Origin of the sequence: Dyella sp., from assembly GCF_035508675.1 — a bacterium.
GTDB lineage: Bacteria > Pseudomonadota > Gammaproteobacteria > Xanthomonadales > Rhodanobacteraceae > Dyella_B.
Map to the genome: position 1 here is coordinate 1 of NZ_DATJMN010000284.1, position 13,830 is coordinate 13,830.

A 13,830-nucleotide genomic window follows, 5' to 3' on the forward strand; every position below is an offset into this window, starting at 1 on the left:
GAGGTGAGCTCCTGCGAGATACCACCGAGCAAGGACAACGGATAGGGGTCCCACATGGTGCGCTCGGAAGATGGTTTCATCTCCACGATCACCGCCACCGTGTGGCTGCGCCGCAAGCGCAGGTTGCGGGCGCTGACGTTCAATTTGTAGCCGTGCTTGCGCGCCAGTGTCTGGACCCGCTCGCGGGTTTCGGGCGTCACCAGCGGGCTTTCGCTCAAGGCCCGTGACACGGTGATCTTGGATACCCCCGCCAATTTGGCCAAGTCCGCCATGGTAGGGCTGGGACGTTGCGCAAGGGGTTGTTTTTTCTTGGCTTTCGTCAAAAGCGGCGCCCCTCTTCCTTTGATGCATCAGGTAGACACGTTGCTGCCGTGCACGGCAAGTGTGCCGGACGGGCCTGCATTCCTCCAATGCAACGACGTTTTCACCACGCCTACCGTCGCATCATGCTGCGACGCAGCGATGATATCGATATCTTGATATCGATATCATTCGGTCTGTATGCTCACCCGCCAAGGCCGAGCTCGGCCGCTGACAAGACCAATCAAAAGAAGATGCCAAGGGGAGAATGCGTGCATAGCACCGATGCGCAAGCGATAGCCATGGAGCCGGCGCACCAGGCATCCCCCGATCCCTGGCGGGTCGTACATGCGCGCCGCCCCCTGGCTTTCGAACTGGCCAAGCTGGAAAGCCTGTTCGCACTCGCCAACGGCACGCTCGGCGTGCGCGGCGGCCTGGAAGAAGACCGCAGCCCGACCCAGGGCAGCTTTCTCACCGGCGTGTGGGAGCGCACGCCGATCGAATACCACGAGCGCTTCCCGGGCTTTGCCCGCAGCACCGATACCCGTATCCCCGTACCCGACGGCATCCGCATCGGCCTGCGCCTGGGCGACGCACCGGTGCACCTGCGCGAAGGCGAATGGCTGAACTTCGAACAGGCGCTGGATTTACGCACCGGTTGCCTGGAACGCACGTTGCGCTGGCGCTCCCCCCATGGCGCCACCATCGACATCCAGGCCGAACGCATTGTTCCGCTGCAAACGCCGAACCTGCTGTGCATCCGCTATCGCGTCACATCCGTCGACTACAGCGGCCCGCTCACGCTGGAATCGGCGATCGTCACCAGCGTCAGCGCCGCCGAACAGGGCGACGACCCACGCATCGGTACCCGCATCCAAGGTGGGCTGAGCGTTACCGCCTGCGATGCCGACCGTACGCTTGCCTCGGTCTGCCAGCGCACGCAGAACAGCCAAATCCGCCTGGCCTGCGCCCAGCGCCATCGCATCGGTCAATCCAACCTCGCCTTCGCCCGCGCCGTCGTCGATGACAGCGAGGGCGTGCAACAGCACTACGTGGCAGACCTGCGCCCTGGCGACAGCGTGGCGCTGGAGAAATTCGTGGCCTATGCCTGCAGCCGCCCCGAAAGCGGCGATACCGAGGCCGCCCTGCTCGACCAGGTCGCCACCACGCTGGAACGCGCCTTGACGGTGGACTTCGCCGCCCATCGCGCGGATCAGGCCCGCGCCTTCGCCGCGTTCTGGCAGGACGCCGACCTGGAGGTCCACGGCGACAGCGCCGTCGAGCAGGCGCTGCGTTTCAACCTATTCCACCTGATGCAATCCACGCCGCGCGATGGCAGCGGCAGCGCCGCGGCGAAAGGCCTCACCGGCGAAGGTTACGAAGGCCATTATTTCTGGGATGCGGAAGCCTTCATCCTGCCGGTGCTAGTGTTCACCTCGCCCGAGCGCTCGCGCAGCATGCTGGAATACCGCGTCAACACGCTCGATCGCGCCCGCAATCACGCGCGCGAGATGAATCACCCCACCGGTGCGCTATATGCGTGGCGCACGATCAGCGGCGATGAGTGCTCGGCCTACTTCCCTTCCGGCTCCGCGCAGTACCACATCAATGCCGCGATCGCGTTCGCCATCCGCCTCTATGTCGAGTCGACCGGCGACATCGATTTTCTGGTCCGCGGCGGCGCCGAAGTGCTGTTCGAAACCGCGCGCCTGTGGCACCACGTCGGCAACTTCAACCCGCGCCGCGGCCATGCATTCTGCATCTATCAGGTAACCGGGCCCGACGAATACACCGCGCTGGTCGACAACAACTACTACACCAATCACATGGCGCAACAGCATTTGCGCTATGCGGCGTCGGTTGCCTCCCAGCTTGGTCGCGAACGGCCGCAGGATTACACGCGCATCGCCGCCCAACTCGAACTGTCGGACAAGGAGATCGCCGCGTGGCTGGCCGCGGCCGATGCGATGTATCTGCCGGTCGATGCGGAGCTGAACATCTTTCCGCAAGACGACGATTTCCTCAACAAGCCGCGCATGCCGATCGCACATCCGAGCGAGCACGGTCACCGTCCGCTGCTGCTGCAGCTGCATCCGCTGACGATCTATCGCCACCAGGTGTGCAAGCAGGCCGACGTGTTGCAAGCCTTCGTGCTGGCCGGCAACGCCATCGACAAAGACATGAAGCGGCGCAACTTCGATTACTACGAAGGCGTCACCGTGCATGACTCTACGCTATCGGCCTCCACCTTCAGCGTGGTCGCCGCGGAAGTGGGCTATGTGCACAAGGCCTACGGCTATTTTCTCGACACGTTGCGCGTGGACCTGGATAACCTGCATGGCAACACCTCGCACGGCGTGCACATGGCGGCGATGGCCGGCAGTTGGCTGGGGCTGGCCTGGGGCTTCGGCGGCATGCGCGTGGTTGATGGCAAGCCGAGCTTCGCGCCCACGCTTCCCGCGGCCTGGGGCAGCTATCGCTTCGGCGTGCGCTGGCGCGATCACCACATTCGCGTCACGGTCAAGAAAGATCGCGTGGAATACACCCTTACCGAAGGCGCGCAGCTCGACATTCTCCACCGCGGCAAGACGGTGATGCTGCACGCCGGCCATACCGTCAATCTTCCCCTGCATGCATCGGCGCGCCCTGAAGTAAAAGGTGTCATCTTCGATCTCGACGGCGTGATCGCCGATACCGCGATCGTTCACCACGCCGCATGGAAACGGCTTGCGCTGGAAATCGGCATTGCGTTCGACGATGCCATTGGCGAGCGCATCAAGGGCGTCGATCGCCGCGGTTCGCTGGACATTCTGCTGGAGCGCGCGCCGCGCGCCTATTCGGAAGACGAAAAAGAAGCGCTCGCCTCGCGCAAAAACGAATACTACCGGCAGCAGATCGAAACCTTCGGCCCGCAAAACCTGTTGCCCGGCGCGCGCCATGCCGTCGAGTCGGTGCGCCGGGCCGGCCTGAAGACCGCGCTGGCGTCGGCCAGCCGCAACGCACCGCTTTTGCTGGAAAGGCTCGGCATCGCGGATTTGTTCGACTACGTGGTGGATGCCAACCACATCAGTCGCGCCAAACCCGATCCCGAGATTTTCCTGGCCGCCGCGCGCGGCCTCGGCCTGGCACCGGGCGAATGCCTTGGCGTGGAAGACGCCGCGGCGGGGATAGCCAGCATCCACTCGGCGGGAATGAAAGCGATAGGAGTAGGCCAGGCACAAGCACTGGCTGAGGCGGATCTGCTGTTGCCGAACGTTGCCGCGTTCGACATCAGCCTGTTTACGACATAAGCGGCTAACAGACGCGGTGACGCCGCGCCATCACAAACAAAATCGTTGGGGAGAACGTTCGATGAAGACCAAGCCACTCACACGCGTTGCGTTATCGACGGCGATCGCCGCCACGCTCGTGTCCGGTGCTGCGTATGCGCAAGACAACGGCCAGACGCAGGCCACCTCGACCACCCCGTCCACGGCCCCTGCACAAAACACCGCAAGGCAGGCGTCCAACAACGGTAACGGCAAGAACGTGTCGACGCTGCAGCAGGTCGTGGTGACCGGCACTGCCACCTTCGGCGGTATTAAGAAGATCGACGCCGCTTACTCGATCACCTCGATGAGCGCACAACAGATCAAGCAGGCCAATCCCGTCAGCGCGGCGGATCTGCTGAAAGCATCGCCTGGCGTCTTTCCCGAATCTTCCGGCGGCCAGACCGGTGCGAACATTGAGGTGGCCGGCTTCCCGGGCGGCGGCGATGCGCCCTATGCCACCTTCCAGCTCAACGGCAGCCCGCTGTATCCGATGTCGAATCTGTCGTTCATGGACCAATCCACCCTGTTCCGCCTGGATGACACCATCGACCGCGCAGAAATCGTACAAGGCGGTCCGTCGGTGCTGTACGGCAACGGTCAGCCGGGTGTCACGGCCAACTTCATCCTGAAGGAAGGCACTGACGTTCCCTCCGGTGATATCGGCTTTACCTACGGTACTGACAACACGCAGCGCATCGACGGCTTCATCGGCTTCAAGATCGCCGACGGGTGGTACGGCAGCTTTGGCGGCTTCTGGCGCCGCGACAACATCCGCGATCCGCAATTTGCCGCCGACAAAGGTGGCCAGCTCACCGCAACATTGTCGCGCGACTGGGACAGCGGCTCGCTGATGTTCTATGCGCGCGCACTGAAGGACCACAACCAGTTCGTGACCGACACGCCGATTCTCAACGCGAGCAAGGGGCAGTTTTCCGCCTATCCCGGCTTCAGCCCGCTCACCGGTACCTTCGGCAGCAAGGCCGACCAGTACGAGTTCATCGAAACCACACCCTGCAGTACGCCAGGCTGCACGCCCGGTGGCCAAAATGTAAATCTGGCCAAGGGCCGCGGCTCCGACTTGCGTAACTTCGGCGCAAACTTTGACTGGGATTTCGGCAACGGCTGGTCGCTGTCCGACAAGCTGGGCTTCACCACTGGTGAGTTGAACACCATCTCGTTCTTCAGCACCGGGGCGAATCCCACCTCGCTGGCGAGCTATATTGCCAGCCAGGAGGCCGCTGACATCGCCTCGGGCGAACTGCCCGCTGGCACGTACACCGCTACCGCCACCTACACCAACGGCAAGTCAGCCGACATGAACCAGAACGTCACCCAGCAGGGCCTGTGGTACGTACGCAAGAATCTCCAATCGGCCAGCAACGAGTTCCATGTCAGCGATGAATTGTTCCAAGGCAACACGCTGACGCTAGGCAATTACACCGCCGTCTATCAGGACCATGACACCTGGTATCTCGGCAACAACATGCTGTTGCAGGCCATCACCAACCCCAATCCCATCGTGGTGTCGCTTACCAATGGCGCGAACACCTGGGATCTGACCGATCCTCAAGGTTTCGTCAGCGCGGTTTCCGCGGCCGCCATCAAGGAACGTTGGCAAGGTTTCAATACCGCGTTTTTCGCGACGGATACGTGGAAGATCGGCAACTGGCTGATCGATGGCGGCGTCCGCGTTGAACGCCAGGATTCCAACGGCGCCATCGCCAATACCGCCACGGGCGATCTGGATAACAACCCCTACACCCTCTACAACAACAGCTCCCAGTACTTCTCGGGCGGCAATCAGTACATCAATTACTCGAAGACGGAAAAATCCTGGACGCTGGGCGCCAACTACGAGTTCAACCCGAACATGAGCGCCTATGTCCGTGCGAATCTGGGCGTACATTTTCCCGGCTTCGACGACCTGCGCGGCCTTCCCAGCACACCGGTGCAGAAGATCAGGAACTACGAAGTCGGTTTCAAATACCAGGCCGACTGGATTTATGCCGACGTCGCCGCGTATCGCCGCCTGTTCTATAACGTGCCGTACACCATCACCACCGACACCGGCCAAAACACCTATGTGTATGGTTCGCAGAGCAAAGGTGTGAACTTCACCACGACCATCAAGCCGTTCGAACACGCCGCCATCAACTTCTCCGGCGACTGGATGAGCGGCCATTACTACCGCTACATCGGCTGCCTTACCTATACGACGCAAGCCGGCGCCAACGCGTGTACCAGCATCAACGGCATGCAATTGCAGCGTCAACCGAAGTTCCAGTTCCGCCTGACGCCGTCGTACGACTACCCCACCGGCTGGGGCGACGTGAAAGCATGGATCACCTACGAATACGTCGGCGACCGTTACGGCGACTTGATCCAGCAGCAGCCCCTGGGCGATTACTACGACCTGTCCTTTGGTGTGCAAGCGAATGTCGGCCAACATTGGGTGTACAGCGTGCAAGGCACTAACGTCACCAACCAGATCGGCATTACCGAGGGCAACGCCCGCTTGTTCGGCTTCGCCAGTTCCGGTGGCGTGATCCTGGCGCGTTCGATCTGGGGCCGGGAGATCTGGGGACAGATCAAGTACAACTTCTGATGCGCGTTTCCCGCTCCCCCGTTTGTGGATCACAGACGGGGGAGCGGGAGCTGGATTCCGCTGTTAGCCGCCCTCCCCTCCCTTGGGCACCCATGGCCGGGCGTCGTATCCGGCCATGGACTTTCCCGCCACAAGTCGTTGTAGAGTTCGTCCGCCAGCCGCCGTTTCCACACGGTTTCGGCGCCTGCGGCCGGTGAGAGGTTCTGTTTCGCCATGCAATTCGTCACCAGGCAGGTCGCCATGAACCGACTCCGCATGATCGCCGCGCTCGCTCTGATCTACATGGTCTTTGCGATCCTGCTCAACAGCGTCGGCACGGTCATCCTGCAATCGATCTACACCTTCGGCGTCGACAAGCCGCAGGCCAGCCTGCTGGAGTTGTTCAAGGATCTGCCGATCGCGGTCACGTCCTTCCTGGTGGCTTCGTTTCTGCCCCTGCTTGGCTATCGGCGCGCAATGATGATCGCGCTGGGCATCGTTGCCTGCGCCTGTGTGCTGATGCCGCTGTATCCCAGCTTCCATACGACGGAGCTGTTGTTCACCTGTGTCGGCATTTCATTCGCACTGACCAAGGTGGCGGTGTATTCCTCGATCGGCTTGCTCACCAACGACCGCAGCGAACACGGCCGGCTGATCAACACCGTCGAAGGCTTGTTCATGATCGGCGTGCTGATTGCCGGCTGGCTGTTCAGCGCCTTCGTCGACCATGCGACACCGTCAAACCCATCCTGGCTCAACGTTTATTGGGTGCTGGCCGTGACCTGCGTGCTGGTGATCGCGCTGCTGGCGACATCGCGCATGGATGAATCGGCAGCACGCACCGAGGACACCAAATCCATGCACGGCTCGCTGCTGGAGATGCTGCACCTGTTCCTGCGCCCGCTGGTCTATGTGTTCCTCGCCTCGGCGTTCCTGTATGTGCTGATCGAACAAAGTTTCAGCACCTGGCTGCCCACCTTCAACAACGAAATCCTCATGCTGCCCAATGCCATGAGCATCCAGATGGCGACCATCCTCGCCGGCGCCTCGGCGGTGGGCCGCCTCGTCGCCGGCCAGGTGTTGCGGCGCATGCCGTGGTACGCACTGCTGAACATCTGCGTGGTCGGCATGGGCCTGCTGGTGATGGTGACCTTGCCGCTGGCCCACGGCGTGGTCGCGCGCGCCAACGTCGGCTGGCTGAACGCGCCGGCGGCGGCGTACCTGATTCCGCTGATCGGCGTGTTGATGGCGCCGATCTACCCGGTGATCAACTCGGTGGCGCTCAGCTCGCTGCCCAAGCCGGCACACGCGGCGATGACCGGGTTGATCGTCATTTTCTCCGCGCTCGGCGGGACGCTGGGCTCGCGCATCACCGCCATCGTGTTTTCACGTTTCGACGGCATCCATGCGTTCTACTTTTCGCTGGTCCCGATGCTGCTGATCCTGGTCACACTGTTCTTCTTCAAGCGCGAAACCGATCGAGCTGGCACCGCCACGGTGAGCATTACGCTGACCGGCAAATAGCGCCTTCCGGATCGGAGCGCATCACGCACTATCGCTGGAGCTTTCATGAGCCTTCGCCACTTCGGCCTGTCCGGCCTGCTTTTCGCAGCGCTTGCCGCCGCTTCCGTCGCGCAGGCTGCGACCGATCCAAGCTTCGTGCTTACCGGCACCGCCGACAACTTCGGCAGCTACTTTCCCAGCTATCTGGCCAACGGCTATTTCTCCACCATGACCACACCGCGCGGCACCGAGCCCGCACGCGCGTACATGGTTGCGTTCATGGATTATGACCAGCGCGACGTCTCCCGTCCCGCTGCCATTCCCGGCTGGAGCGAGATCGACTACAACCCCGGCGGCGGCTGGATCAACTCGACGCGCCTGGACAAGAAGATCTTCGCGGACTACGCGCAGACGCTCGACATGCATGACGGCACGCTCACCACGCGCTACCGCTTCGATTACGCCAACAAGTCGACCGACGTGAAGGTCACCACCTTCGTCAGCCAGGCCGATACGCATCTTGCCGCCACGCAGTTCACCATCACGCCGCATTTCGACGGCAGCGTGGAACTCAGCTTTCCGATTCGCCTGTGGTCCGAATATCAACCACGCTTCCCGATCGGCAGCATGACCGGCGACCAGATGATCGCGGCAGTGATCGCTAGCGGCCAGAACCTGGATAACAAGCCGATGCCGACGCCCGATCGCGCTCCCGTGTGGTATCCGGGCTATACCGAGGTGCTCAACAGCGATGGCGATACCAAAACCTTGACGCTGTGGCTCAACGGCCGCGCCAAGCAAGGCTTGAGCATGGCCGAAGCGGCGGCCATCGAGCTGCCGGCATCGCTGGAGATCCAGAGCGTAAAGCTCGACAAGACCGCCGACCTGCTTTCGCTGCACATCACCGCCAAGGTGATCCAAGGCACCACCTACACCTTTACCAAATACCTGGCCGCCTCCCGCCAGGATTGGGGCGGCGACGCCAAGGCCGACGTGGCGCTAGCCGAACAGGCACGCAGCACCGGCTTCGCTACCCTGCTGGCCAGGCACCAGACGGCATGGCATGCGTTATGGAAATCCGACATCGTGGTGGACGGCGATCCGGCCGTGCAGAAAGCCGTGCACTCCGATCTGTATTACCTTCTCTCCAACAGCACCGTGGGCACGGCATGGCCGATGGGAGCTTGTGCGCTGACACCCAATTACGCCGGCCACGCGTTCTGGGACAGCGATTCGTGGGTATTCCCCGCCCTGCTGTTGTTGCATCCGGAACGCGCCAAGCCGATCGTGATGTTCCGCCACCGCACCATGCAACCCGCGCGCGAGCGCGCCATCCAGTACGGCGCGAAAGGCACCATGTATCCGTGGGAAGCCGATCCGCAGACCGGCGTGGACAACACGCCGCATTTTGCCTACGACGTCTATCGCGAGATCCACGTCAACGCGGATATCGCCATTGCGCAATGGCAGTACTACCTGGCCAGCGGCGACAAGAACTGGCTCAAACAGGACGGCTGGCCGGTGATCCGCGAGATCGCGCAGTTCTGGGCCAGCCGCGTCACCTACAACAAGGCGGCGGACCGCTACGAGATCATGCACGTCACCTCGCCGGACGAAGCCTACGACGACGTGCCGAACGACTCCTTCACCAATGCTGCCGCGCGCAAGGCCTTGCAGATTGCCGTGGAAGCGGCCAATACGGTAGGCGAGCGCGCCGATCCGCAGTGGTTGCAGATTGCCGACAAGATGTACATCCCGTTCCTGAAGAAAGAACAGCGGCACCTGGATTTCGATCAATCCGTCCCGCACGACAAGATCACCTGGATGGGCTCGTCGCTGGTCTGGCTGATGTATCCCAACCTGGACCTGCCGATGTCGCCAACCGTGCGCCGCAACGACTTCAACTTCCAGCTGCATGAGCTGAAGGTCCACGGCGACGATCCGAACGAGATGATGATGGTGATGCTCGCCGTGGGTGCGTCCGAACTGGGCGACGCGCAAACCGCCGGCGAATGGATCGAGCGCAACCTGGTCGGCTTTCTGAAACCGCCCTTCAATGTGCGCACCGAAACGGTAGCGAACAACGCGGGGTATATTCTCGCCACCTCATCCGGCTTTTTGCAGAGCATGATCTACGGTCTGACCGGCTTGCGTATCGACGACAAGGGTCTCGATGCGGCCTATGCGCCGGTACTGCCGCCAAACTGGACATCGTTGAAGCTGCAACGCATTCATTTCCGCGGCAAGCAGTACGACATCACCATCACGCGCAACGCGCAAGGCAAGGCGGAACTGACCCGCACGGCGCTGTAATGTCCACGCTATCGCCCCCACTTCGTGAAGCCATGCAGCAGATCGGCATGCTGTTGCAGGCGGGTGATTTGCGGGGTGCGCACGATCGGCTTCAATCGGTGGTCAAACAGCATCCCGACTATGCGGAAGCCCTGCGCCTGCTGGGCGGCGTGCGGCAGGCGCTGGGCGATATCGAAGGCGCGGAAGCGCTGTTGCGCAAGGCCATGGCCGCCGATCCCGGCTGGGCGCCCACCTGGGCGTCGCTTGGCGAGCTGTTATTGAACAGCGGACGCGCGGGGGAAGCCGTACCGCTGTTGCAACGCGTCGCCTCACGACTGCCGCATGCCGCGCTGCTGCTTGCGCGCTACTACAACGACCAGCAGCGACCAGCCGATGCCTTGACCGTGGCAGCTCACCCATGCAGTTCCGCGCAGGCACCGGCCGAGCTGATCGCTCAACACGTCGCGGCGCTTGCAGCGCTTGGGCGGCAGGATGAGGCCGTCCGTTTTTATCGCCAGCGCGCCGAAGCCTTGCCGAACGATCCTGCCGCAGCCCACGCCATGGCGATGGCCCTGGCGGCAGCCTCCGAACATGCCGCGGCCGAACGCATCACCCGCAACGCGCTGGCCCGCGGGCATGCAACGGCTGCCGTCCATTTCACCCATGCAAGCAGCCTGATCGCGCTCGGCCAAATGGAAGCGGCGGAAGCGGCCTTGCGCGACTGCTTGCGGCAGGACCCACGGCATATCGAGGCACACGATCATCTGGCGCGTCTGGTCTGGATGCGCACGGGCGATAGCACGCAGACCACCGCGCTGCTCGACCAGGCCCTGCAGCAGTGCCAGGGCGACGAAGCGCTGCTCGCCACCAAGGCCGCGATCCTGCAAGGTGCCGGCAATGCACACGGTGCCTACCAATGCCTGGCAACGGCGGCTGCACACGCACAAGCCGCACCGTCCCTGCTGGTACGCGCCGGGCTCGCCGCATTGGAATTCGATCCAGCCGTTGCGCTGGCCTTGGCCGAACGCGCACTGCAACGATCGCCATCCGCCAACGCAGCGCGAAACCTGCTGGCCGCCGCCTTGCTGGGTATCGGCGACGCGCAACAGGCACTGCGCCATTGCGAAGCGCTGCTCGCCAACACGCCGGACGATCAATACCTGATCGCCTTGCAGACCACGGCGTGGCGTCTGCTGGGCGACCCGCGCTATGAAGCGTTTTGCGATTACGCCGACCTGGTACGTGCGCAAACCTTGCAGGCGCCACTGCCATGGCCGGACCTGCCGAGCTTTCTCGCCGACGTGAAGCGCAGCCTGCAACGCCTGCACAACCCGCATGGCCATCCGCTGCTGTTTCAATCGCTACGGCACGGCACGGAAACCACCGGCGATCTGGCGCGTCACCCCGATCCCGTCATCCAGGCGCTATTCCAGGCCTTCGATGCACCGATTCGCGCGTACCTCACGCACATCGGCAGCGGGGCCGATCCGCTACGCCGCCGCAATCGCGGGACTTACCGCTATAACGGCGGCTGGTCGGTGCAATTACGCAGTGCGGGCTTTCACACCAACCACGTGCATCCACGCGGCTGGATTTCCTCGGCCTTTTACGTGGATCTGCCCGACGGCATGGCGAGTGCGTCCACGCCGGATGGCTGCCTCGCCTTCGGGCAACCCAGCATCCTGACGACGCCTCCGTTGCATGCGCAACACCTGGTGCGTCCCGAAGCAGGCAGGCTGGTGTTGTTTCCTTCCTACGTCTGGCACGGCACGGTGCCATTCCACAGCGAGCAGACCCGGCTTACGGTGGCCTTCGATGTGGTGCCCGGAGACGCGGCATGACACGGCGAGCCATGCTGCTGGCCGGCCTCGCGTTGGTGACTGGCAGCGTTTACGCCGCGCCCGACGCCAGTTTCCTGCTGACCGCCAGCATGCGTGACCTTGGCGCCTATTTTCCCGGCCAGTTGGGCAACGGCTACGTGTCGACCTTGACCGCGCCGCGCGGCACGGAAGGCAACCTTGCCTATCTCGTTGCTTTGATGGACTACGCCAACGGCGACGTGTCGCGTCCTGCTGCCGTCCCGGGTTGGACGGAGATCGACTACCGCGCCGGCTCATCCTGGCTCAACCAGGCCGAGGTAACGCCCACGCGCTTCCAGCACTACCGCCAGGTGCTGGATATGTACGACGGCACGCTGACGACCCGCTATCGCTACATCGACGGGCCGAAGGTCACCGACGTCAACGTAACCACCCTGGTCAGCCAGGCGTCGCCGCACCTGGCCGCTACCCAGCTTTCCATCACGCCGGATTTCGACGGTGACGTCGAGCTCTCCTTCGCCTTCAACCTATGGGCGCCGCACCAGCCCCGCTTCGCGCTCGCCGAACTCGATGGCGACCAGCTGATGGAAGCACTCGCCGCCAACAACCTGACCCTGCAACCGGCACCGCCCGCCACCGCCGATCGCGCGGCGGTGTGGTATCACGGCGACACGCATCTGTTATCAAGCGGCCATGACAGCCGAACGCTGACGCTATGGCTGGACGGCCAGGCCGAACAAGGCGCGCGGATGGCGGAAGCCGCCGCCGTGGCCTTGCCGCCAGGCATGCAAGCCATCAACGTCAAGCTCTACCACGATGACTACCGGCTTGCGCTCAACCTGCATGTCGCCGTGCATAAGGGCCACACCTATACCTTCACCAAATACGTCGCCCTCTCACGCGACCGGTGGGGCGGCGATGCGCAACAGGATCTCGCGCTCGCCACGGATGCTCGTGCGCAGGGCTTCGATGCGCTGTTCAAGCATCACGCCGACGCATGGCATACGCTATGGCAATCGGACATCGTGATTGACGGCGATGCCAAGGCACAGCAGATCGTGCACTCCGACCTGTATTACCTGCTATCCAACGCGACCCCGGACACCACTTGGCCGATCGGCGCCTGCGGCATGACGCCGGGCTATACCGGGCATGTGTTCTGGGACAGTGATTCCTGGGTATTTCCCGCCTTGTTGCTATTGCATCCGGCGCGGGCGAAATCCATGGTGATGTTTCGCGATGCATCGCTGGCGCCGGCCGAGCAGCGGGCGCATGCACGCGGCCTGCGCGGAGCGATGTATCCATGGGAAGCCGACCCGGACAACGGCAGCTCGCAAACGCCCCGTTCGGCGCACGTGCTCGACGACAGCGAAATCCACGTCAACGCCGATATCGCGATAGCGCAATGGCAGTACTACCTGGCCACGCAGGATCGCGGCTGGCTGAAGCAACATGGCTGGCCGGTCATGCGCGAGGTCGCCGATTTCTGGGCCAACCGCGCAAGCTACATCCCTGGCAGGCATCGCTACGAGATTCTGCACGTCACGTCGGTGTCCGAGCCGCACAACGATATTCCCAACGACACGTTCACCAACGCATCGGCGCGCAAGGCATTGGAGATCGCCACTGCCGCGGCCGCCATCGTAGGCGTTACCCCCGATCCGCACTGGGCAGCCGTCGCCAGGGGTTTATATCTGCCGTTCGACGCGCAGGCAGGCCACTACCTCAACTTCGATCCCTCGGTGCCGTTCGATGCACAGAAGGAAGGCGGTCCGCTGCCGTTGCTGTCGTACCCTGCGCTGGACATGCCGATGAGCGCGCAAGTGCGCCGCAGCGATTACCAGTACGCCACCCTGGCACTCGAACCGTCGCGCCATGCCATGAACAGCATGGGCTTTTTGCCGCTCTCCATCGCCGCGGCTACCGCCGGTGAGCAGGCCGAGGCCAGCAAATGGTTCGACGCCAACCTGACGCTCAACGTGATCAAACCGCCGTTCAACGTGCGCACCGAAACGCCCAC

General features: G+C 62.9%; 7 protein-coding genes. 6 read left to right on the forward strand and 1 reads right to left on the reverse strand.

The genetic code is table 11. From position 1 onward, the window contains the following. Positions 1-272, reverse strand: a 272-nt coding sequence (locus VMA74_RS15035) for a LacI family DNA-binding transcriptional regulator (RefSeq protein WP_325368364.1), incomplete at its 3' end; no start/stop codon positions are given. Positions 273-572: 300 nt separating this feature from the next. Between VMA74_RS15035 and pgmB the strand changes: the two genes are divergently transcribed. The 6 genes from pgmB to VMA74_RS15065 all read left to right on the forward strand — a co-directional run. Beyond that, a complete protein-coding gene (gene pgmB, locus VMA74_RS15040; protein WP_325368366.1) occupies positions 573-3,590 on the forward strand; it encodes a beta-phosphoglucomutase in 3,018 nt (1,005 codons plus the stop codon). Between the two features lie 61 nt (positions 3,591-3,651). Beyond that, positions 3,652-6,216 carry a TonB-dependent receptor gene (locus VMA74_RS15045; protein WP_325368368.1) on the forward strand — a complete coding sequence of 855 codons (2,565 nt, stop codon included), beginning with the start codon at positions 3,652-3,654 and terminating at the stop codon, positions 6,214-6,216. A 240-nt stretch (positions 6,217-6,456) separates the two neighbouring features. Next, the gene (locus VMA74_RS15050) at positions 6,457-7,719 is read left to right on the forward strand and encodes an MFS transporter (RefSeq protein WP_325368370.1); all 1,263 of its coding nucleotides are present in this window, start codon (positions 6,457-6,459) and stop codon (positions 7,717-7,719) included. Between the two features lie 45 nt (positions 7,720-7,764). Next, entirely contained in the window at positions 7,765-10,011 is a 2,247-nt protein-coding gene (locus VMA74_RS15055; RefSeq protein ID WP_325368372.1) for a glycosyl hydrolase family 95 catalytic domain-containing protein, read from the forward strand. After that, entirely contained in the window at positions 10,011-11,831 is a 1,821-nt protein-coding gene (locus VMA74_RS15060) for a putative 2OG-Fe(II) oxygenase (RefSeq protein WP_325368374.1), read from the forward strand. Before VMA74_RS15055 ends, VMA74_RS15060 begins: the two co-directional genes overlap by 1 nt. Beyond that, a partial coding sequence (locus VMA74_RS15065; protein ID WP_325368376.1) for a glycoside hydrolase family 65 protein occupies positions 11,828-13,830 on the forward strand: 2,003 nt, incomplete at its 3' end. The genes VMA74_RS15060 and VMA74_RS15065, both read left to right, overlap by 4 nt.

Coding starts and splice junctions, on each gene's coding strand:
- VMA74_RS15045 (WP_325368368.1), top strand. CDS start 3,652: ATGAAGACCAAGCCACTCACACGCGTTGCGTTATCGACGGCGATCGCC.
- VMA74_RS15050 (WP_325368370.1), top strand. CDS start 6,457: ATGAACCGACTCCGCATGATCGCCGCGCTCGCTCTGATCTACATGGTC.
- VMA74_RS15055 (WP_325368372.1), top strand. CDS start 7,765: ATGAGCCTTCGCCACTTCGGCCTGTCCGGCCTGCTTTTCGCAGCGCTT.
- VMA74_RS15060 (WP_325368374.1), top strand. CDS start 10,011: ATGTCCACGCTATCGCCCCCACTTCGTGAAGCCATGCAGCAGATCGGC.